The 20,902-nt window shown below is 66.9% G+C and carries 23 protein-coding genes and 1 other RNA gene; 15 read left to right on the forward strand and 9 right to left on the reverse strand.

Annotated features, from left to right (window positions below; genetic code table 11):
• The first annotated feature begins 28 nt into the window (after positions 1-28).
• From B5X78_RS05525 to pepQ, 3 genes are read left to right on the forward strand one after another with little or no spacing between them, the layout of a single operon-like run.
• A complete protein-coding gene (locus B5X78_RS05525; RefSeq protein WP_229730822.1) occupies positions 29-2,416 on the forward strand; it encodes a DUF1631 domain-containing protein in 2,388 nt (795 codons plus the stop codon).
• Positions 2,413-2,748: a PilZ domain-containing protein gene (locus tag B5X78_RS05530; RefSeq protein WP_079723441.1), complete on the forward strand. Its 336-nt coding sequence runs from the start codon at positions 2,413-2,415 to the stop codon at positions 2,746-2,748. Before B5X78_RS05525 ends, B5X78_RS05530 begins: the two co-directional genes overlap by 4 nt.
• 46 nt (positions 2,749-2,794) lie before the next feature.
• Positions 2,795-4,135 carry a Xaa-Pro dipeptidase gene (gene pepQ / locus B5X78_RS05535; protein WP_079723442.1) on the forward strand — a complete coding sequence of 447 codons (1,341 nt, stop codon included), beginning with the start codon at positions 2,795-2,797 and terminating at the stop codon, positions 4,133-4,135.
• A 489-nt stretch (positions 4,136-4,624) separates the two neighbouring features.
• Here the strand turns inward: pepQ and B5X78_RS05540 are convergent, their stop codons facing one another.
• Together B5X78_RS05540 and B5X78_RS05545 are read right to left on the reverse strand one after the other, a co-directional pair.
• Entirely contained in the window at positions 4,625-5,953 is a 1,329-nt protein-coding gene (locus B5X78_RS05540) for an aminopeptidase P N-terminal domain-containing protein (protein WP_079723443.1), read from the reverse strand.
• Positions 5,953-6,507, reverse strand: coding sequence for a UPF0149 family protein (locus B5X78_RS05545; protein ID WP_079723444.1), 555 nt, complete (start codon positions 6,505-6,507; stop codon positions 5,953-5,955). Before B5X78_RS05545 ends, B5X78_RS05540 begins: the two co-directional genes overlap by 1 nt.
• 136 nt (positions 6,508-6,643) lie before the next feature.
• Between B5X78_RS05545 and B5X78_RS05550 the strand changes: the two genes are divergently transcribed.
• The 9 genes from B5X78_RS05550 (at position 6,644) to B5X78_RS05590 (ending at position 13,205) form a co-directional block, all read left to right on the forward strand.
• The gene (locus tag B5X78_RS05550) at positions 6,644-8,905 is read left to right on the forward strand and encodes a putative bifunctional diguanylate cyclase/phosphodiesterase (RefSeq protein WP_079723445.1); all 2,262 of its coding nucleotides are present in this window, start codon (positions 6,644-6,646) and stop codon (positions 8,903-8,905) included.
• A 32-nt stretch (positions 8,906-8,937) separates the two neighbouring features.
• Positions 8,938-9,159, forward strand: a complete 222-nt coding sequence (locus B5X78_RS05555; protein ID WP_079724437.1) for a TIGR02449 family protein — start codon at positions 8,938-8,940, stop codon at positions 9,157-9,159.
• Positions 9,156-9,452, forward strand: a complete 297-nt coding sequence (locus tag B5X78_RS05560) for a cell division protein ZapA (RefSeq protein WP_079723446.1) — start codon at positions 9,156-9,158, stop codon at positions 9,450-9,452. Before B5X78_RS05555 ends, B5X78_RS05560 begins: the two co-directional genes overlap by 4 nt.
• 95 nt (positions 9,453-9,547) lie before the next feature.
• A non-coding RNA gene (gene ssrS / locus B5X78_RS05565) (6S RNA) lies at positions 9,548-9,734 on the forward strand.
• Between the two features lie 367 nt (positions 9,735-10,101).
• Positions 10,102-10,692 carry a 5-formyltetrahydrofolate cyclo-ligase gene (locus B5X78_RS05570; RefSeq protein WP_079723447.1) on the forward strand — a complete coding sequence of 197 codons (591 nt, stop codon included), beginning with the start codon at positions 10,102-10,104 and terminating at the stop codon, positions 10,690-10,692.
• A gap of 7 nt (positions 10,693-10,699) precedes the next feature.
• The gene (locus tag B5X78_RS05575; protein ID WP_079723448.1) at positions 10,700-11,170 is read left to right on the forward strand and encodes an EVE domain-containing protein; all 471 of its coding nucleotides are present in this window, start codon (positions 10,700-10,702) and stop codon (positions 11,168-11,170) included.
• A 7-nt stretch (positions 11,171-11,177) separates the two neighbouring features.
• Positions 11,178-11,831 (forward strand): ribose-5-phosphate isomerase RpiA, encoded by a 654-nt coding sequence (gene rpiA / locus B5X78_RS05580; RefSeq protein WP_079723449.1) that lies wholly within the window; start codon positions 11,178-11,180, stop codon positions 11,829-11,831.
• Between the two features lie 27 nt (positions 11,832-11,858).
• Complete coding sequence (locus tag B5X78_RS05585) at positions 11,859-12,308, forward strand: DUF192 domain-containing protein (RefSeq protein ID WP_079723450.1); 450 nt, start codon at positions 11,859-11,861, stop codon at positions 12,306-12,308.
• Between the two features lie 48 nt (positions 12,309-12,356).
• Positions 12,357-13,205, forward strand: coding sequence for a SirB1 family protein (locus tag B5X78_RS05590; protein ID WP_079723451.1), 849 nt, complete (start codon positions 12,357-12,359; stop codon positions 13,203-13,205).
• A gap of 36 nt (positions 13,206-13,241) precedes the next feature.
• On the opposite strand, the gene B5X78_RS05595 is transcribed toward B5X78_RS05590, so the two are convergent.
• Positions 13,242-13,430 carry a rubredoxin gene (locus B5X78_RS05595; RefSeq protein ID WP_079723452.1) on the reverse strand — a complete coding sequence of 63 codons (189 nt, stop codon included), beginning with the start codon at positions 13,428-13,430 and terminating at the stop codon, positions 13,242-13,244.
• Between the two features lie 65 nt (positions 13,431-13,495).
• On the opposite strand from B5X78_RS05595, the gene thiE reads away from it, so the two are divergent.
• From thiE to B5X78_RS05610, 3 genes are all read left to right on the forward strand, one after another.
• The gene (thiE, locus tag B5X78_RS05600; protein WP_079723453.1) at positions 13,496-14,137 is read left to right on the forward strand and encodes a thiamine phosphate synthase; all 642 of its coding nucleotides are present in this window, start codon (positions 13,496-13,498) and stop codon (positions 14,135-14,137) included.
• 67 nt (positions 14,138-14,204) lie between these two features.
• Positions 14,205-15,497 (forward strand): glutamate-1-semialdehyde 2,1-aminomutase, encoded by a 1,293-nt coding sequence (gene hemL / locus B5X78_RS05605; protein ID WP_079723454.1) that lies wholly within the window; start codon positions 14,205-14,207, stop codon positions 15,495-15,497.
• Positions 15,494-16,135 carry an HAD-IA family hydrolase gene (locus B5X78_RS05610; protein ID WP_079723455.1) on the forward strand — a complete coding sequence of 214 codons (642 nt, stop codon included), beginning with the start codon at positions 15,494-15,496 and terminating at the stop codon, positions 16,133-16,135. Before hemL ends, B5X78_RS05610 begins: the two co-directional genes overlap by 4 nt.
• 23 nt (positions 16,136-16,158) lie before the next feature.
• Here B5X78_RS05610 and B5X78_RS05615 read toward each other — a convergent pair whose 3' ends face one another.
• From B5X78_RS05615 to B5X78_RS05640, 6 genes are all read right to left on the reverse strand, one after another.
• The gene (locus B5X78_RS05615) at positions 16,159-16,494 is read right to left on the reverse strand and encodes a hypothetical protein (RefSeq protein WP_079723456.1); all 336 of its coding nucleotides are present in this window, start codon (positions 16,492-16,494) and stop codon (positions 16,159-16,161) included.
• A complete protein-coding gene (locus B5X78_RS05620) occupies positions 16,491-17,717 on the reverse strand; it encodes an acetylornithine transaminase (RefSeq protein WP_079723457.1) in 1,227 nt (408 codons plus the stop codon). Before B5X78_RS05620 ends, B5X78_RS05615 begins: the two co-directional genes overlap by 4 nt.
• A 112-nt stretch (positions 17,718-17,829) precedes the next feature.
• Positions 17,830-18,492, reverse strand: coding sequence for a hypothetical protein (locus B5X78_RS05625; RefSeq protein ID WP_079723458.1), 663 nt, complete (start codon positions 18,490-18,492; stop codon positions 17,830-17,832).
• Between the two features lie 90 nt (positions 18,493-18,582).
• Positions 18,583-19,686, reverse strand: a complete 1,104-nt coding sequence (locus tag B5X78_RS05630) for a FecR domain-containing protein (protein ID WP_079723459.1) — start codon at positions 19,684-19,686, stop codon at positions 18,583-18,585.
• Complete coding sequence (locus B5X78_RS05635) at positions 19,683-20,222, reverse strand: RNA polymerase sigma factor (RefSeq protein WP_079723460.1); 540 nt, start codon at positions 20,220-20,222, stop codon at positions 19,683-19,685. The genes B5X78_RS05630 and B5X78_RS05635 overlap by 4 nt, the downstream gene beginning before the upstream one ends.
• A 54-nt stretch (positions 20,223-20,276) precedes the next feature.
• A complete protein-coding gene (locus tag B5X78_RS05640) occupies positions 20,277-20,828 on the reverse strand; it encodes a cysteine hydrolase family protein (protein ID WP_079723461.1) in 552 nt (183 codons plus the stop codon).
• Between the last annotated feature and the right edge of the window lie 74 nt (positions 20,829-20,902).

Raw genomic sequence — 20,902 nt, forward strand, 5'->3', positions numbered from 1 at the left:
ACCGCACGTGACCGCACCGACACCGCCCTTGTCCGCAACCCCGGCGACCATCGCGAGCGCCGCGCTGCCGCCGCGCGTGCGCCGAATCCTGCGCAGCTTCTTCGAGCACATCGCCACCGACGTGGTGCAGTCCTTGAATGCGATGCTGCCCGAGTACGAGCAGGCCTTGTTCAAACAGGCCGAGCAGGCGCGCAACAACAACCGGCAGGCGGAATTCTTCAGCAACCTGCATTCGTTCCAGCGCAACCGCGGCGAATTCGTCCCGCATTTCATCTTTGCGCTGGAATCGGAACTGGCCAGCGTGCGTACCCCGCCCGGCGAATCATCGGCGCCGGTGAGCAAAGTCGAGTTCCGCACGCTGACCCTGGTCGAAGACGATGTGATGGACGAGGAAATCGTGCTGCGCGACATTGCGCGCCGGCATGAAATCCGCGCCGCCCACGCGCTGCTTCTGCTCGGCCAGCGCTTCGGTGCGCTGGGCGGTGCGCCCGCCTTCGACAACGAGCGCCTGCCGATCGGTCCGCAGGCACTGTGCCGCATGCTCAAGCAGGCCGGCGCGACCCTCGAGCTGGAACTGGAAGAACGGCTGCTGCTGTATCGCACCTTCGATCACAAGGTGATGGGCAACTATCACGAGTGGGCCGAAACCCTCAATCAATACCTCTCGCGCGAAGGCGTGCTGCCCGGCCTGGTCTACACGCCGCGACGCGTGCGCTCGGTGGATACGCCCGGCACTTCGCCGCGCGCCGGCACCCGGCCGGAAGGGCAGACCGCGGCCGAGCGACCGCTCACTGCCTGGCGCGGGCCGTCCACGCCGTCGGCCTGGACGGTGCCGGATCTGAAGGATTTGCCCAAGCCGCCGCCGTTGCCGGATGCGCCCGGCGGTGCCGCTGCCGCCAGCGGGGAAGCTGCGCCCACCGCGCCTGCGACCACCGGCGAAGACGGGCAACCCAATTTCGAGGGCCTGCAGCAATTGCTGGCTGCACGCCGCAAGGCGATGGCGCGCTTCAGCGGCCCGGCCGCGGCGCGGCTGGGCGAAGCCGGCGCGATTGCGACGGCGAGCAAGCCGGGCGCGGTGGAAATGCCGCGCAAGCTGGTGCCCACCGCCGACGTGCTGTCCAGCCTGGACGCGCTGCAGGCCGCGCCGGCGCAACCGCGCGGCAAGGATCAACCGCGCCGCAACCTGAAAGACATCCAGCAGGCCCTGCTGTCGCGCGCCCGCCAGCAACATGGCGCGCAGGCCACATTGGCCAGTCCCGACGCCGACACCTTCGAACTGCTCGGCCTGCTCTACACCGAGATGGAACGCGAAGTGCGCGCCGACGCACCGGCCTCGGATCTGCTGGGTCGCCTGCAGGTGCCGCTGGTGCAGGCGGCGTTGCGGGATCGCCAGTTCTTCCTGCGTCCGCAGCATCCGGCACGCGAACTGCTCAATGCGGTGGCCGAATCCGGCGCCACCTGGCAGAGCGAAGACGATCTGGACCCGCAGCTGCTGCATCACCTGCACCAGGCCGTGGAGTTCGTGGTCAAGCACTACCACGGCGACGAAGCCGTGTTCGAACAAGCCAACCAGGACGTGCAGCGGCACCTGCAGGCGGCGGCCCGCAAGGCCGAACTGGCTGAACGTCGCCAGGTGGAAGCCGCGCGCGGCAAGGAACGCCTGGAGATCGCCAAACAGCGCGCCAACGAAACCATCGAGAGCGCGCTGGCCGAAGCACAGCCGCCGCGATTCGTGCAGGCGCTGCTCAACCAGGCCTGGGCCGACGTGCTCACCCTGACCCAGTTGCGCCAGGGCGAGAAGTCCGACGAATGGGCCGAGCATCTGCAGACCACCTTGCAGATTGTCGCGGCGACCACCGGCGATGCCGGCGCGCAGAAGGATGCGCAGCTGCCGGCCAAGATCGAGAAGGCGCTGCAGCAGGTCGGCTACCACGAGGACGAAGCGCAGGCGATCGCCAAGCGCCTGTCCAGCGCCGACGTCGACGACGATGCCGGCTCCAAGACCGAGCTGACCGCACGCCTGAAGGCGCGCGCGCGGCTGGGCGAGCAGAACCTGGTCAAACGCAAGCCGGCCGCGCCGCGCACGCCGAAGGAACAGGAATGCTACGACTACCTGCGCTCGCTGCCGTTCGGCACCTGGTTCGAGTTCGTCCTCAACCAGCAGGGCGATGTGCAACGCCAGCGCCTGTCGTGGTTCAGTCCGGTGACCGGCAACGCCCTGTTCGTCAATCAGCGCGGCCAGCGCGTGGGTGAGCACTCGCTCGATGGCCTGGCGATGATGATGGCCAAGAACCAGGCGCACATCGTCACCGAAGACAAGGGTCGCCTGATTGATCGCGCCTGGAACGCCACCCTGCGCGCCCTGCGCAACCTGGCCGGCATGAGCAAGCCGGCCGAAGAAGGAGCCGGCGCATGAGCCAGGATTTCCGCCGTGCCCGCCGCCGCAGCGTGGCCGAACCGATCGGCGTGATGGACACGCTGACCGATCAACTGATTGGCCGGCTCGGCAACGTCTCCGAATCGGGCATGTTGCTGATTGCCAGCGTGCCGGTGCAGGACGATGCGATCTACCAGCTGCGCTTCCACGTGCGTGACGCCGCTGGGCGCGAGATGCCGATTGACGTGGGCGCGCACCTGCTGTGGTCGGCGCAGGCCAACACGCCCGGCCAGACCTTTGCCGGCCTGCGTTTCCTGACCATCGAGCCGACCCCGCTGGCGACGCTGCGTCAGTGGGTCAACGCCGGCTGAGCCGGGTCCGGTAAAATGGCGTTTTCGTCCGACCGGACTTGCCGCCATGACTGCTTCCGCTTCCCTCGCCACCGAGTTGGCGCCGCTCTACGCCGAGCATCTGGCGATCCTGCAGCGCCGCGCCGACGAGGCGCTGGCGCGCGGCGGCTTCGATCATCTGCTGGTGCCCAGCGGCAGCCTGCATTACCAGGTGTTTGATGATCGCGACTATGCCTACGCAGTCAATCCGCAGTTCAAGGCCTGGTTGCCGCTGACCCGCCTGCCCTACAGCTGGCTGGTGTACACGCCCGGCCAGCGGCCCAAGGTGATCTACTTCCAGCCGTTCGATTACTGGCATGTGGTGCCGGACGCGCCGGCCGGCTGGTGGGTGGATCACTTCGACATCCACATCATCCGCAAACCCGAAGAAGCGCTGGCCCTGCTGCCGACGGCCAGCGCGCGCTGCGCGATCCTGGGCGAACCGCAGAGTGCACTGGGCGCGTACACGCCGAACAATCCCGAAGCGGTGATCCAGTACCTGGAGTACCAGCGCTCGTTCAAGACCGCCTATGAAATCCGCCTGATGCGCGAAGCCCAGCGCCTGGCCGTGCGCGGCCATCGCGCCGCCGAGGCGGCGTTCCGCCAGGGCCGCGGCGAGTTTGCTATCAACATGGCCTATTGCGCGGCGGTGGAACAGGACGCCAACGAACTGCCCTACGGCAACATCATCGCGCTCAACGAGCATGGCGCGGTGTTGCACTACATGGAACTGGATCGGCAAGCGCCCGCCACTTCACGCAGCTTCCTGATTGATGCCGGCGCCAGCTTTCACGGCTACGCCAGTGACATCACCCGCAGCTACGCGGCCGATGCCGGCAGCGAGTTCCAGGCGTTGATCGACGCGGTCGACGGTGTACAGCTGCAGCTGGCCCAGGCAGTGCGCGCTGGCGTGGACTACAAGCAGCTGCACATCGATGCGCACCTGCAGTTGATGGGTGTGTTGAAGGACTTCGGCGTGATCACGGTGTCGCCGGAAGCGGCATTGGCGAGCGGCGTGAGCGCGGCGTTCTTCCCGCATGGGCTGGGGCATCAGATTGGCCTGCAGGTGCATGACGTGGCGGGCTTTGCCGCCAGTGATCGCGGCGGACGCATCGAGCGCCCCGCAGGCCATCCCTATCTGCGCATGACCCGGGTGCTGGAGCCGGGCATGGTGGTGACGATCGAGCCGGGCCTGTACTTCATCGACATGCTGTTGAATGAGGTGAAGCAGAACGGTCATGGCGACAGCGTGGACTGGTCGCGCGTGGATCACTTCCGTCCTTACGGCGGTATCCGTATCGAAGACGAGGTGCTGTGCACTGAAGGTGATGCGGTCAATCTGACCCGGCCGGCGTTTGCGGAAGCCTGAGCGTCAGCTGGGTGTGAGTGTGAGAGGGAGCAGGCCACGCGAAACAGGGCTCGGAAACGCTCCCTCATCTGAAACATGGTGGCCTAGTAGCGATCCGATCCCTGTTTCGCGTGGCCTGCTCCCTCTCCCCAAACAATCCGTCGCCTGATCGAAGAGCAAAGCAGAGAAGCGGGAGCGGCCGCTCCGTTGGTTGCTGGAGCTCATCGAAGGAAGCCAGCCCCCTTGGTAAGGGGGCGATTTGCGCCGCAGGCGCAAATGGGGGATCGGAGGCACATAGCGGGGCCCGAAGTTTGCGTCAGCAAACTTTGGGATTTCCATGCGCAGCCTGGAAATCTGTCCGAGCGGGTCCGGGCCCCTGGCGACAGCGACTGGAGCCCTTACTCGTACAGTTGCCGGTCGAAGGGATAAAAGTTCCAGACGCTGTCGCCAGGGGCCCGGTCCCGCCTTTAGCCCGTAGCCGATCGGCCCGTGCTTTTCGCACAGCCAGCCTCAGCGACCCGCCGACATCGCCTCTTCAATCTCATCAGCACTACGCGCCAAGCCATCGGTCAACATACGATGTCCGTCTGCCGTGATCACCACATCGTCTTCCGTGCGGATGCCAATGCCACGCCACTTCTCGGAAACGCTGGTGTCATCCGCGCTGACATACAGCCCCGGCTCGATGGTGAACGCCATGCCCGGTTCAAGCAGGCGCGATTCGCCGTCGATGCGGTACTCGCCCACATCGTGCACGTCCAGGCCCAGCCAATGCCCGGTCTTGTGCCGGTAGAAGCGACGGTAACTGCCTTCGGCGAGGTTCTTCTGCAGTGAGCCTTTCAGCAATCCGAGCTTGAGCAGACCCTCGGTCAGCGTTTCCACCGCCGCCACATGACCGGCTTCGTACGGCACGCCCGGCTGCGCCTTGGCCAGGGCGGCCTGCTGCGCCTGCCCCACCAGATCATGCAGCGCGCGCTGCGCCGGACTGAAGCGGCCATTGACCGGAAATGTGCGGGTGATGTCGCTGGCATAGCCGCGGTACTCGGCGCCCGCATCGATCAACACCAGATCGCCGTTTCGCGCGGTGGCGGTGTTGGCGCGGTAGTGCAGCACGCAGGCATTGCTGCCGGCGCCGACGATGCTGCCGTACGCAGGCCACGCATCGTTGGCGCGGAACACCCGCTCCACGTCCGCCTGCAGTTCGTATTCGCGGATGCCCGGGCGCGCCGCGTGATAGGCAGCCTGATGCGCCTGCACGCTGATGTCGGCGGCGCGCTGCATCAGTTTCAGTTCGTCCTTGCTCTTGAACAGTCGCAACTCGTGCAGCAGGTGGCCCAGTTCGAGGAATTCGTGCGGCGGCTGCTTGCCCTGGCGCACCTGCGCGCGGACATGCCGGACCCAGCCGATCAGCTTGAGATCGAAGTCGGCGTCGCGGCCGAAGTGGTAGTACACCCGCGATCGCCCTTCCAGCAGGCCGGGCAGGATTTCGTCGAGATCCTCGATCGGATAGGCGTCGTCCATGCCGTAGTCGGCCACGGCGCCTTCCTGGCCGGCGCGCGGGCCGTCCCAGCTTTCACGCTCGGGATCGCGTTCGCGGCAGAACAGCAGGGTTTCGCCATGGCGGCGTCCGGGCACCAGCACCAGCACCGCTTCCGGTTCGGGGAAGCCGCTGAGGTACCAGAAGTCCGAGTCCTGCCGGAACGGCCAGTGGGTATCGTGGCTGCGCACGCGCTCCGGCGCGGCGGGCAGGACCAGGATGGCGTCGTTGCCGGCCATCCGCATCAGCTGCTTGCGCCGGCGGGCGAACTCGGCCGCCGACAGCCCGGTCAGCGCCTTCATCAGTTCAACCGTTTGCGGTGACGCGGCCCCAGCACGCAGTCGCCATGCAGCAGCAGCACGGCCACGCGCACGTATTCCTCAATCTCGGCCAGGGCGTCCTGGTCCTCTTCCTCGTCGCCGTCTTCCGGAGCGGCCTGCGCCAGGCGGGCCAGATCCTGCAGGGCTTCGCGGCCTTCTTCCGACAGCCCCGATTCATTGCCACCGGCCAGGCCAAACCCGCCCAGGAAGCCGCGGCACCAATCCAGCAAAGCGCCAGCGCGCTCAACCGTGGGTGCGCCCGCCTCGGGCAGCAGCAGTTCAAAGGCAAAGCTGCGATCTTCCAGTTGCGCCGCGCTGACGGTGCGCAGGCGGTCGAGATCGCTGCCGGACGCGGGCACGGGGAGTTCGTCATCGGCCAGCACCCGCGCCGGCCAGGCCGTCAGGTCTTCGCCGCCCGCCGCCAGCCAGCCGCACAGCGCGCCGTGCAGTTCGGCGGGTTCGATGGCCAGATCCCAGCCGCGCGAGGCGGCGGCGATTTCGCCGTAGGTAGGGAGTTCGTTGGGCACTTCGGACATGAAAGAACGCAATTCACAGGCGCGGCAGGACAAGCGCGAAGTGTAGCAACGAAAAGCCCGCAACCCGCTTGTTGTGCATGTTCGCGCGCCCCTACACTCGTCGGCTTCCAGGCTTCGGACGGCCCGCCGCGCCTTCATGCTCCCTGCCTTGTTTGCCGCCACCGTGCATCCCGCCGCACCGCTGTCCACGCGCCTGCCATTGCTGTTGCTGGCGCTGGCGGTGCTGCTGGGCGTCGGCCTGATCGCCAGTCGCCGGTACTGGCGGCCCTGGCTGGACGGGCGCCGCCCCCCGCTGGAGCCGACGCGCAGCGAGTCGCTGCGCGCGCGCGATGAGCGGTTGAAGCTGGCGCTGTGGGCCTCGGGCGAGCACTTCTGGGACTACGACCTGGTCCAGCGCAAGCTCTACCGGATGCGGGTGGACGAAACCGCGGCCAACAATCCGGACATCACCGTGTTCACCCGCCACGGCGAGGTGCCCACCATCCATGCCGATGACATGCCGCTGGTCATGGACCGTCTGCGCCTGCATCTGCAGGGCAAGGCGCCGCTGTTCATGTCCGAACATCGCATGGACATGAACCAGAACGGGCGCTGGGTGTGGGTACGCGCGCGCGGCCGGGTGGTGGATCGCGATGCCGAGGGTCGACCGGTGCGCATCGCCGGCACCGCCCGCGACATCACCCTCAGCCGCAATGCCGAGTACGAGCACCGGATTGCCGGCGAGGTCATGCGCAGCATGAACGAGGCGGTGGCGGTGCTGGACTGGGCGCACCACTTCATCACCATCAACCCGGCCTTCACCCGCATCACCGGCTATCGCGAAGATGAAGTCATCGGCCAACCGGCGCGCTTGCTCGACAGCGACCAGCATGACGAAGCGTTCTTCGAGCGCATGAACGCCGAGCTGCTGCACACCGGCCACTGGTCCGGCGAAGTCTGGAAGCGGCGCAAGGACAACGAGGAAATCCTCTGCCGCATCGAGACCAACGTGGTGCCGGACGCGTCCGGCGAGCGCCAGCTCTATGTGCAGGTGCTGACCGACATCACCGAGCAGAAGCGCGCCGAACAGGAACTGCGTTACCTGGCCAACTACGACACCCTGACCAGCCTGCCCAACCGCTCGCTGCTGTCGGAGCGGCTGTCGCGCGCCATTGTCCGTGCACGCCGTGAACGCGGGCATGTGGCGGTGTTGTTCATCGATCTGGACCGCTTCAAGGACATCAACGATTCGCTTGGCCATGCCACCGGCGATCGCATCCTGCGCGCGGCCGCGTCGCGGGTGCAGCAGACCGTGGGCGCCCAGCACACGGTGGCGCGCCTGAGCGGCGACGAGTTCACCGTGGTGCTGGAGGACATCCAGTCGCTGCAGGATGCCGAGCAGGTGGCGCAGCAGATCATCGAGGCGTTCCGGGTGCCGCTGAATTTCGGCGAACGGCTGGAGATGTCGGTGTCGCCTTCGATCGGCATCAGCCTGTACCCGCAGCACGCGCAGGTGCCCACCGAACTGCTCAAGCACGCCGACACCGCCATGTACCAGGCCAAGGCGCTGGGCCGGCACACCTACCAGGTGTACTCGGAATCGATGGACGAGAAGACCCGCCATCGCGCCATCCTGGCCAGCGCGCTGCGGCGCGCGCTGGAACGCAACGAGTTGTCGCTGGTGTTCCAGCCACGCCTGGCCCTGTCGCGGCAGCGGGTGACAGCGGTGGAAGCCCTGATGCGCTGGGACAGTCCGGAATTCGGCATGGTCTCGCCCGGCCAGTTCATTCCGCTGGCGGAAGAATCGGGCCTGATTCTGGAGATTGGCGCCTGGGCGCTGCGCGAGGCCTGCCGGATCATGCGCGGCTGGCATGACGAAGGCCTGGAAGACCTGACCGTGGCCGTCAACATCTCGGCCATGCAATTGCAGCGCGGTGATCTGCCGGCGGTGGTGGCGCGCACGCTGGCCGAGACCGGCATCCCGGCCAACCGGCTGGAGCTGGAATTGACCGAGAGCGTGATCATGGCCAACCCCGAACAGAACGCCGACACCCTGCGCGCCTGTCGCCGGCTGGGGATTTCGCTGGCGATCGACGACTTTGGCACCGGTTATTCCTCGCTGGCCTACCTGAAGCGGCTGCCGCTGACGACGCTGAAGATCGACCGCGAGTTCGTCAACGACCTGACCCACGACAGCGACGATGCCGCCATCACCAGCACCATCATCACCATGGGCCAGTCGCTGGCGCTGAAAGTCGTGGCCGAAGGCGTGGAGACCTATGACCAGTACGAGTTCCTGCGCGAACACGGCTGCGACGAGGTCCAGGGCCACTGGGTGGCGCGCGCGCTGGAGCCCAACGAGTGCCTGCGCTTCATCCGCGAGTACTATCCGGGCTCGGGAATGCGGGTGGCATCTTGACCACCACCACCGGCCTGCCTATCGTGCCGGCCATGGACAACGCTGAGCTGCTCGACCAGATCCGACGACTCTCCGGGCGTATCGACGCGCTGGCGGAACGTTGCCAGCAACTGGCCGAGGAGAACCGCAGCCTGCGCCATCAACAGGAACAGTTGAGCGGAGAGCGCTCGCAGTTGCTGGCCAAGAACGAACAGGCGCGTTCGCGTGTCGAAGCCATGATCAGCCGCCTGAAGTCCCTGGAGCAGCACACGTGAGCAACGAACCGGTCAGCGTCCATCTCCTCGACCGCGAATACACCGTGGGCGTGGAACCGGAAGAGCGCAGCAGCCTGATGGCGGCCGCCAAGTTGCTGGACAGCAAGATGCGCGAGGTGCGCGGCAGCAATCGCATGGCCGCGGTGGATCGCGTGGCGGTGCTGGCCGCACTCAATCTGGCACACGAATTGCAGCAGCTGCGTGACGAGCGTCATGTGCGCGAGCGCGAACTGTCGCGCGCGCTCGATGAATTGCATCGCAAGCTGGACGGTGTGCTCGACACTTCGCGTTAGTCATTGGATACGCGCGCGTCGCGCGCTGCACTTGCGCTGAACTTTGACCGACGAACGGGCTAGGCAATTTTTGTCTTCTCGCTATACTGATGTCGCGTCCTCTGCTGTGTCCGACAGCGCACGCAAACATTCGCCTTGTCCCTTATTGACGACCACGGGTAGGCAACGGTAGCCGGGAGTGCAAGTCCGCCTCGTAGCGGGAAGCCCGATGGAAACCCAGCCTTCCCACTTGAACCCCGGGTTCAAGGTCGTTTCGTGAACATCGGCATTGGCGGAGGACGTAACTTTCTGCGCATAGCGCCATCAGTCGTGACCCGGCCGGTCTTGCCATCCACCTTATGCCGGATTGCTTCACGACGAAGCCGTCGTTAACCGGACCGAATGATCCGAGGTTTCGACTGATGGCGTTTTTCCGGCTCCGCCGGAAAAACCCGCATCCCCCCATGCTGCGCATGGGAATACCAAAGTTTACTGCGCAAATTTTGGGCCCCGCTATGTACTTCCAAGCCCCCATTCGCGGCTGCGCCGCGAATCGCCCCCTTACTAAGGGGGCTTTCAAAGGCATTGCTTCAGTTTCATCTGGTTGCCTGTTAGTGCGGGCGCGCGGCTTGGCATAAAATTCCGCGATGCCTGCCTTCTTCTTTCCTGCATGAGCCTGGACCGTGACGCGCTGCGGCGCGAATTGCGGCAGCGGCGTCGTGCCATTCCGGCCGCGCAGCGGATTGCCGCGGCCGATGCGCTCGGTGAGCGCCTGCGTGCGCTGCCGTTCCTGCCTTCCTCCGGTTACGCCGCTGGCTATTGGGCCATGGATGGCGAGATTGGCCTGCACAACTGGCAGCTGCGGCTGCCGGCGGGCCTGATCTACTGCCTGCCGGTGCTGCGCGCGGACAACACCCTGGGCTTTGCGCCGTGGCGCGCCGGCGATCCGCTGGTCACCAACCGCTTCGGCATTCCCGAACCCGATGTGGAACCGGCCTCAAGCCTGGATCCGCAGGCGATGGCGCTGGTGTTGATGCCGCTGGTGGGGTTTGACGATGCCGGTCTGCGCCTGGGCATGGGGGGTGGCTGGTACGATCGCAGCTTCGCTTTCCGCCAGCACACCGCGGCGCCGCCGTGGCTGGTGGGCGTGGGCTTCCAGGCCCAGCGCGTGGAAGCTTTGGATGCACAAGCCTGGGATGTGCCGGTGGATGCCGTCTGTACCGAGAGCACCACCGTGATCCCGGTCCCCCGCCCCGCATGAGTCCCGCATGAGCACACGCAAGCGCTACTGGCTGATGAAAACCGAGCCGGACACTTTTTCGATCGACGATTTGCGCAAGGTGGGCGTGGAGCCCTGGAATGGCGTGCGCAACTACCAGGCGCGCAATTTCATGCGCGATGGCATGCAGGTGGGTGACGGGGTGTTGTTCTACCACTCCAACTGTCCGGTGCCGGGCATCGTCGGCACGGCGACCATCAAAAGCACGGCCTACCCGGATCCCACCCAGTTCGACAAGAAGAGCGATTACTACGATCCCAAGGCCAAGCCGGAAGAACCGCGCTGGGTGCTGGTGGACGTGGCGTTCGAGCGCAAGCTCAAACGCACCATCGCGCTGGACGAAATCAAGCAGCAGGCCGAAGCGCTGGGCGAAGGGTTTTCCCTGATCGCCCGCGGCAATCGCCTGTCGGTGCTGCCGGTCACCGCCGCGCAGTGGAAACATCTCCTTTCCATGGAATAGGCACGCCATGTCGCAGAACGAATCCAAGCGCCTGGCCGGCGAAAAGGCCATCGATTTTGTCGAGGACGGCATGATTGTCGGGGTCGGCACCGGTTCGACGGTGGCCTACTTCATCGACGCCTTGGCGCGGGTCAAGGATCGCATCGCCGGCGCGGTGTCCAGCTCGGATCAAAGCACCGAGCGCCTGCGCTCCCACGGTATCGAAGTGCTGGATCTCAACGCCACCGGCGAGCTGTCGCTGTATGTCGACGGCGCCGACGAATGCGACCCGCACAAGCGGCTGATCAAGGGCGGCGGCGCGGCGCTGACCCGCGAAAAAATCATCGCCGAGGCCAGCCGCAAGTTCATCTGCATCATCGACCCGATCAAGCAGGTGCCGGTGCTTGGCAAATTCCCGCTGCCGGTGGAAGTGATCCCGATGGCGCGCAGCCTGGTGGCGCGGCGGATCCTGGCCATGACCGGTGGACAGCCGGTGTGGCGTGATGGTGTCACCACCGACAATGGCAACTGGATCCTGGACGTGCACAATCTGTCCATCGTCGATCCGGTGGCGGTGGAACGCGAGCTCAACCAGATTCCCGGCGTGGTCAGCGTGGGCCTGTTCGCCCGCCGCCCCGCCGATGTGGTGATCGTCGGCGGACAACCGCCGCAAATCCTGTAATTCCAGCGTTCCGACAACGGAGAGACCATGAACGCGCGACTGCTGATCCCGATGTTTGCCCTGTTGTTGAGCGGTTGCCCGGCGTCGGGCCAGTCCACCTGGGTCGAGGTGGGTGGCCAGCGCTACCAGGTGGAGCTGGCTGACACCGATCCCGAGCGCGCGCGCGGCCTGATGTTCCGTGATGCGATGGACAGCGGCGCCGGCATGCTGTTCATCCACGAGCGCGAGGAACCGCAGGCGTACTGGATGAAGAACACCAAGATTCCGCTCGACATCCTGTACTTCGACGATGCACGCAAACTGGTGGCGCAGCGGCGCAACACCCCGCCCTGCTCGGCCGGCGATGCCTGCCCCTCGTACCCCAGCAACGCCCCGGCCCGCTACGTGCTGGAGTTGAACGCCGGCGAAGCCGACCGGCTCAAGCTGCAGGACGGCGCGGAACTGAAACTGAGTGAGAGCATTCCGCCGGCAAAATAAGGCCGGCCAGGGCTTGATCATGCGCGGGAATGGTCGCAGTCTGACGGCATGGGGGATCGCCTGACATTGCCGGATTGGAACGTTCTGGCGGCACAAGCCGACGAGGCCTTGCCGCTGCTGGAAACCGCGCTGCTGATCGCCCGCGACGAGTACCCGGATCTGGATGCGGATCTGTACGACACGCTCGTGCAGAGCCATGTGGCGCACCTGCGGCCGCAGATTGATCTCATCGATCCCTGGCCGCTGAAGATGGCGGCCATCAATCGCCATCTGTTCGAAGAGTTGGGCTACAGCGGCGATCACGAGGAGTACTACGACCCTCGCAACAGCTACATGAACCAGGTGTTCGAACGGCGCCTGGGCAATCCCATTTCACTGGCCATGGTGCAGATGGAAGTCGCACGCCGGCTGGGCGTGCCGCTGGACGGGGTCTCCTTCCCCGGTCATTTCCTGGTCCGCCTGCCGGTGGATGACGGCATCCTGGTGATGGATCCGTTCAATGGGGGCAGACCGCTGGGCGCGGACGAACTGCGCGAGCGCGCCCGTCCGCATTTGGGCGGGGACATCCCCGATGACAATGCCCTGCTGCGGATCCTCGACCCGGCCACGCACCGCGCCATCCTGGTGCGCATCCTGCGCAACCTGCACGGCGTCTACGTGGAGCGCGACGAGTGGGACCGCGCCGCGCGCAGCGCCGATCGCGTGCTCAAGCTGATGCCGGATCAGACCGACGCGCTACGGGATCGCGCCCTGGCCTACCTGAAAATGGACTACGCCCAGGGCGCCCGCCACGACCTGGCCCGCTATCTGCAACTGGCGCCCGACGCCAAGGACGCGCCCGACCTGCGCGACAAGCTGATCGAATTGAACGCCGCCGCACCGCGCCGGATGAATTGAGTCGGCTGCGCGCGCTAGCGCGCAGCCCGCTGCGCCTCAGATTTCCACCATCTCGAAATCGTCCTTGGTCACGCCGCAATCCGGGCAGGTCCAGGTGTCGGGGATATCTTCCCAGCGGGTGCCCGGGGCGATGCCTTCTTCCGGCAGGCCGTCCGCTTCGTCATAGACAAAGCCGCAGACCACGCACATCCAGGTGCGCCAGGTGGTGGCGGTGGCGTCGCTCATTGGATAATGCATGCACGAGGGGGGCCGGCATTGTCCCACTCCCGCCCCAGCACCGGAAGTTGCACATGACCCCGTCCAGGCCGCTCGCCGGCCCACCGCCCCGCGGCCTGTATCTGATTACTCCGGATGACGCCGGCACCGCCTCCCTGCTGGCGCGCGTCGAGCCGTTGCTTTCCAGCGGCGCCGTCACCTGGCTGCAGTACCGCAACAAGACCGCCGGCGACGCGCTGCGGCACGAACAGGCGCTTGCCCTGCAGGCGCGTTGCGCCGCCGCCGGCGTGCCACTGATCATCAATGACGACGTGCGGTTGGCGCGTGCCGTTGGCGCGGCCGGCGTGCACCTGGGCGAGGACGATGGCGACATTGCCGCCGCACGCGCCCTGCTGGGTCCGGCGGCCATCCTCGGCGCCTCCTGCTACGACGAGCAGGCGCTGGCGCAGCGCGCCGTGGCTGCCGGCGCCAGCTATGTGGCCTTTGGCGCGTTTTTCCCCACCCGCAGCAAGGACACCCATCGCCGCGCCAGCCCCGCGTTGCTGGCCGATGCGCAGGCGCTGGGCGTGGCGCGGGTGGCGATAGGCGGGATAACGCCGGACAATACCCCGGCCCTGGTGGCCGCGGGAGCAGACCTGGTCGCGGTGATTGCCGGCGTTTTCGAAGCGCCCGACCCGCTCGCCGCCGCGCGCGCCTACCAGGCCGCCTTCGCCTGACAGCCTGTCTGCCACGCGGCCGCCGCGTGCAGCACTCAGCCTTCCCCGTTTTCATATCGGAACACCCATGAACCACGATCAGTCACACCGCTTGTTCTCCCGCGCCCAGGAACTGCTGCCCGGCGGCGTCAATTCGCCCGTGCGCGCGTTCAAGTCGGTGGGCGGCGAGCCGTTCTTTGTCGAGCGTGCCGATGGCGCCTGGCTGTTTGACGTCGACGGCAACCGCTATATCGACTACGTGGGTTCGTGGGGCCCGATGATCGTCGGCCACAACCATCCTGCCGTGCGCAATGCGGTGAGCCAGGCGATCCAGAACGGTTTGTCGTTCGGCGCGCCCTGCCCGGCCGAAGTGACCATGGCGGAAACCATCACCCGCCTGGTGCCTTCCTGCGAAATGGTGCGGATGGTCAATTCCGGCACCGAAGCCACGCTCTCGGCCATCCGTCTGGCGCGCGGCGCCACTGGCCGCAATCGCATCGTCAAATTCGAAGGCTGCTACCACGGCCATGGCGACTCGTTCCTGGTCAAGGCCGGCAGCGGCATGTTGACCCTGGGCGTGCCGACTTCGCCGGGCGTGCCGGCCGGCCTGAGCGAACTGACCCTGACCCTGAGCTACAACGATTTCGACGGCGCGACCGAACTGTTCCAGCAATACGGCAACGAAATCGCCTGCCTGATCATCGAACCGGTAGTCGGCAACGCCAACTGCCTGCCGCCGCGTGCCGGTTACCTGCAGCATCTGCGCGATCTGTGCACGCGCCATGGCGCGCTGCTGATCTTCGATGAAGTGATGACCGGCTTCCGTGTGGCCCTGGGCGGTGCGCAGGCGCACTACGGCATCACCCCGGATCTGAGCACCTTCGGCAAGGTGATTGGCGGCGGCATGCCGGTGGGCGCCTATGGCGGTCGCCGCGATCTGCTGTCGCAGATTGCCCCGTCCGGCCCGATCTACCAGGCCGGCACGTTGAGCGGCAATCCGGTGGCGATGGCGGCGGGTCTGGCGATGCTGGAACTGATCCAGGCGCCGGGCTTCCATGATCGCCTGGCCGCTGCGTCGAACACGCTCTGCGACGGCCTGGAAGCAGCAGCGCGCGATGCCGGCGTGCCCTTCACCACCACCCGCGTGGGCGGCATGTTCGGCATGTTCTTCACCGATCAGCAGGTCGATACCTACGCGCAGGCGGTGGCCTGCGATATTGGCGCGTTCAATACTTTCTTCCACGCGATGCTGGAACGCGGCGTGTTCCTGGCGCCGTCGGCGTTCGAGGCCGGCTTCATGTCCAGCGCGCACGATGACGCGGTGATTGCCGACACTCTCACAGCCGCGCGCGAAGCCTTCCAGGTGGTCGCCGCCGCATGAGCGGCGCCGATGCGCGCGGCTGGCCAGTGAAGACCCCGCGCATCCGCCACGTGCTGTTCGATTTCGACGGCGTGCTGGCGGACTATCACCACGAAGTACGCATCGGTCATCTGGCCCGCCACAGCGGCATGCCGCACGAACACGTGCGCGAAGTGCTGTTCGGTTCCGGCCTGGAAACCGCCTACGACAGTGGCGGCATCGACACCGATGATTACCTCGCGCGCCTGGGCAGCGGCCTGGCCTGCAGCCTCGATGCGGACACCTGGATCGAGGCGCGGGTGGCCGGCAGCTTCGCCATCGACGAAGTGCTGGAACAGATCGAAGCGCTGGATCCGGCGCTGGAGCTGGGCGTGCTGACCAACAACGGCGTGATGATGGCGCAGGTGATTCCGCGCGTCGTCGAACGCATCTATCCGCGCCTGCAGGGCCGGGTGCTGTGCAGCGGCGGATTCCAGCTGCGCAAGCCCGAACCGCGCATCTTCACGTTGGCGCTGGAGACACTGGGTTGGCAAGCCGCGCACACGTTGTTTGTCGATGACGTGTTCGCCAACGTCCAGGGCGCGCGCGAAGCGGGCCTGCATGCTGACACCGTGTCCAGCGGGCGGACACTACGCAAGGTGTTGAAGCGCTACCTTTGAGCGGGCCGGCCAGCGCCGGCCGCCTACACCAAATGCAGGGCCTTGCGCTCACCCAGCGTGGTCTTCCAGGGCAAGGCGTGGCATTGATGCACATAGACGGTAGCGTGCAGATGACGCGGCACGGAATACCAGACGCTCGTTTGGAACGGTCCTTCGACCTTGGTCACCATGTCGTCCGGTGAAGCGGGGACTATTTGGCCATTCAACGTGCGCCCATGCACGGGATGTGTGCGCAGGTAGTCCTGGGCATAGGCGATGCACGTGGACTGGGCAAGCTTGGGCGTCGCGAATGCCGCGACCACCCACCCTGTCGCCAACAGGAAAACAGCGATGACAGCCCTGGCTAGTGGTCGCTTCATCCGCGCCCGGCAAAAACCTTGAGCGCCGCATGCAAACGCGCGCAGCCTTCGGTCAGTTCGGCGTCGGTGAGGTTGAGCGGCGGCACGAAGCGCAGCACATCCGGACCGGCCTGCAGCATCAGCAGGCCATGGGCGGCGGCGTGATCGAGGATCTCGCCGGCGCGACCGGCGTATGCCGGCTTCAAAACGGCGCCCAGCATCAAGCCACGTCCGCGCACCTGCGCGAACAGACCCAGTTCGGCATCGATCTTCGTCAGCGCGGCGCGTAAGGCATTGGACTGGCGCGAGACGTTGTTGGCAATCGCCGGCGAGGACAGCTTGCGCAGCGCCACGCGCGCCACCGCTGCGGCCAGTGGATTGCCGCCGAAGGTGGTGCCATGCGCACCGAACTGCATGACCTCCGCGACCTTGGGTCCGGCCAGCATCGCGCCAATCGGGAAGCCGCCGCCCAGCGCCTTGGCCAGGGTGACGATGTCCGGCTTCACGCCGTCCTGCCAGTGCGCGAACAGGGTGCCGGTGCGGCCCATGCCGGACTGGATTTCATCCAGCACCAGCAGCGCGCCATGGTGATCGCACAACTCGCGCACCGCGCTCAGGAAGCCCGGCGCGGCCGGCATCACCCCGCCCTCGCCCTGCACCGGTTCCAGCATCACCGCGGCCACATCGCCGGCCGCCATCGCGATTTCCAGCTGGGTGATGTCGTTGAAGTCGACATAGCGGAAGCCTGGCGGCAGTGGCTCGTAGCCTTCCTGGTACTTGGGTTGCGCGGTGGCGGTGACCGCCGCCAGCGTGCGGCCGTGGAAGCTGCCACGGAAGGTGACGATCACGCGCTTGTCCGGCGTGCGGCCTTGGCTGGCGGCGTACTTGCGCACCAGCTTGATCGCCGCTTCGTTGGCTTCGGCGCCGGAGTTGCACAGGAACACGCGGCTGGCGAAACGTGATGCCGCCACCAGTTCCTCGGCCAGCCGCAGCGGCGGCTCGCTGTGGAAGACATTGCTGGTGTGCCAGATCTTGCCGGCCTGCTCGTTCAATGCGGCAAGCAGGTCGGGATCGGCATGGCCCAGGCCGCACACGGCAATGCCCGCGGAGAAGTCGACGTAGTCGCGCCCTTCGCTGTCCCACACGCGCGCGCCCTGGCCGCGGTCCAGGATCACCTCGCGCTGGCGGTAGATGGGCAGGTAGTACTGCTGGGCCTTGGCGATCAAATCGGCGGACGTGGTCATGGGAGCGGGCGTGGCGAGGTGATGAGCGAGCACGCATTGTCGCGCAAAGCCCCGCGCCCTGCCCGCAGCCCGCAGGTGTGGGAGCCGCGGGCGGCAGCACAGGGCTCACCCACTACAACGACGCGATCTGGCCCAGGTTGCGCAACAACAGCGGGTCGCCACCGGCGCCGACCCGCGCCAGCCGTGCGTGGCGCTGCCGGGCGGCGTCGCGCTGGTGGGCGCTGGCCACCAGCGCGGCGGCGAAATGCAGGGCCGGTTCGCGCCGCAGGGCGATGGCCTCGTCGATGCGCAGCGCGCCGTTCTGGCGCGCGGCCACCCGGCGCAGGGCGGTCGCGTCGACCCGGCCGATGCCCGGCATGTCGTAGCCCTGCAGGCGCACCACGTCTTCCAGGGTCTCGTCGAAATAGCCGGCATCGAACAAGGCCAGCGCGCGCGCCTGCGGCGTGGTCGCGGCGGCGATGCGCGCCTCCAGCCGATCCGACAGCTCGGTGAGCGCGCGTGCATCGGCGCTGGCGTAGATGGCGGCGCGGCGCAGTGTTTCCATGCGCGCAATCACCGGCGTGTCCGCGCCCAGCAAGGCCTGGGTGCGCGCGCCCAGCTGGCGCAGATCGAATCGGGCGTCGGGCTGGTTCCAGCCCGCTCCCCACGGCAGGCTGGGTTGTCCCTGCACCTGGAAGGGATGGCAGAGCAGCGGTGGGCCCGCCCATGCCGTGTTGGCCACCCAGTACAGCAGCGACAACGCGATGCAGAACAGAAGCGAGGGTTTGCGGTTCATGGCAAGGCTCCAGGGCAGAGAGCGCGGAGTGCGCATGACAAGGAGGTGCAGGAGGCAGCGAGTGTTAGCAGCGCAACAGGCTCGACAGATTCAAGGCGCGTCGGCGTCCAGCATCTTGTCAGCCGAACCACTGGCCGGCAGCGCATCGGCCCAATGCAGCCACCAGCGTTTCGTGCGCGGATACGGCAGCTGCTCCCACCACAGGTTGTAGGCGCGTGGACCCTCGCGCCGGATCTGTTCGCGGGTCAACTGCGCATCGGCCGGCATCAACTGGACCAAACGCTCGTAGACCGGTCCGTCCAGCAACTGCGGATGCTGGCGCAGCAGGACCAGCAGACTCAACGCGTCCTGCGGCTGCGCTTGCGCCACCAGGGCATCGATGCGTGGGTCCCGGGGCTGGATGCGGCGCGTGGCGTCCACGGCCTTCAGTGCCTGGCGGAACGCCGCGCTGGAGCGCAGATCGTAGGGCGTGCCCGGCCGACCGCCCGCCGCGATGTCCAGGCGCGCGCCTTGCGGCACCAGCACTTCGCTCCAGCCGTTGTCCCACTGCACCCAGCCGCTGCTGACGGTGACGCTGCCGCTGCCGTCGGGCTGCGCACGCAGGACGAACTCGCAGCCCAGATCGATGACGTCGCCACGCGGCGTGGCCACGCCAAACTGTCCCGGCGGCGCCCACACCCGCGCCCACAGCACGCCTTGCTGCAATTGGGTGCGGTGGCGGCCTGTGCGGGTCTGCACGATGCGGAAGCGCGAGTGCTCGCCAATCACCACCTCGCCGATGCGCGCCGCGCGCAGGTGCACGCGTGCATCCGCACCGGTCGCCAGCCATTGGCCTGGCGCCAGACGATCCTCTTCGCCCTGGCGTACGCCTTGCACCTGCGGCGCGCCGACCACCTCGCTGATCCGCCACGCCTGGTCCTGCGGCCATTGCAGCCGATGGCGCAGGCCTTCGGCCATGCCAACACTCAGGAACAACGAGGCCGCCAACGCCGCCGCCACGCGACCGAAGCGGCGTCGACGCGTCCGTGCGCTCAGGGCCGCGGCACCGGCCTCCAGCACGCGCGGCTGCAGGGGCTGCGCGCGCCAGGCCAGCGGGGCCAGTGCGCTCTGCACGGCCAGCACGTCCGGATCCGGCTCACCCTGGCCATCCCACAGGTAGTCAGGCGCATCGTCAGGCGGAAGTCGAATCGTCATCGGTGGCCTCCCTCGACCGGGATGGACAGGGCCGCGCGCAGCAGGCTCATGCCGCGATGCAGGTTGACCCGCACGCTGCCGTGGCTGAGCCCCGTGCGCTCGGCAATCTCTGGCCCGTTCAAGCCTTCGGCCAGGCGCAGCAACAGGGTTTCGCGGTAGGCCGCCGGCAAGGCCTGGATCGCCGCCAGCACACGTCCGGCCTCCAGGCGCTGCTCGGGCGTGGCGGACAGGTCGGCCAGCGATTCGGCCGCGCCAGCGACGGTCCGCGGAGCGCGGCGCCGGCCCTCCACGGCCGCCCGCCGCGCGATGCTGATGATCCAGCCGGGAAACGCCGCCGGCTCGTGCAGGGTGTGCAGCCGCTGCAACGCGGTTTCAAAGACGTCCTGGGTCAGGTCATCGGCATCGGCCGGTTGCAGGCGGGCCAGCAACACGCCATGGACCACCGGCGCGAAACGCTGGTACAGCGCGGCCATCGCCGCCTGCGAACCAGCGCGCGCAGCATGGACCAGCGTAGCGGTCGATGCGGAATCGTCCATGCCCCTCCAGCGGTGTCATCTCAAGGACGGCGTGGAAGGGCCATGTGTTAACTGTCAGGCGAAGACGACCTGCTCGGCGAACGCGATGTCGGCTGCCGGCACGGCGCGGATGCGCGGGCCGAAGCTGGTGATTTCCGGCAGGGTGGCATTGTGGTGCTGGCGGATCTGCGCGGCGCTGGCGTGCGCCTTGTCGTGGGTGGTGTGCGCATCGGCGGCCAGGATGACCGCATAGCCATGGGCGGCCGCGCTGCGGGTGGTGGTGTCCACGCAAAATTCGCTGGCGTAGCCGCAGATGATCAGTTCCTGCACGCCCAGGAAGGCCAGCACTTCATCCAGTCCGGTGCGAAGGAAGGAATCGGGCGTGGTCTTGCGCAGGCGGCGGTCGCTGGCGTCCAGTTGCAGACGCGCGTCGAGCTGCCAGCCCGCCGAGTCGGCTTCCATGTCGCCGGCGCGCTCGTGTTGCACGCAGATGACGGGGACGCCGTCGCGGCGGGCACGCGCACTCAGATCGTTGATGCAGGCGATCACCTGATCCGCATCGGCCGGCGGCGGCGTGGTGGCGAACAATCCCTGTTGCACATCGATGATCAGCAATGCCTGGCTCATCGCGACTCCCCTTTCGATTTGACCGGATCAGCATCCTTCATCTGCGCGCCGAAGCCAAGCTGGCTCCGCTGCGA

Source organism: Pseudoxanthomonas indica, assembly GCF_900167565.1.
In the GTDB taxonomy this organism is placed as follows: domain Bacteria; phylum Pseudomonadota; class Gammaproteobacteria; order Xanthomonadales; family Xanthomonadaceae; genus Pseudoxanthomonas_A; species Pseudoxanthomonas_A indica.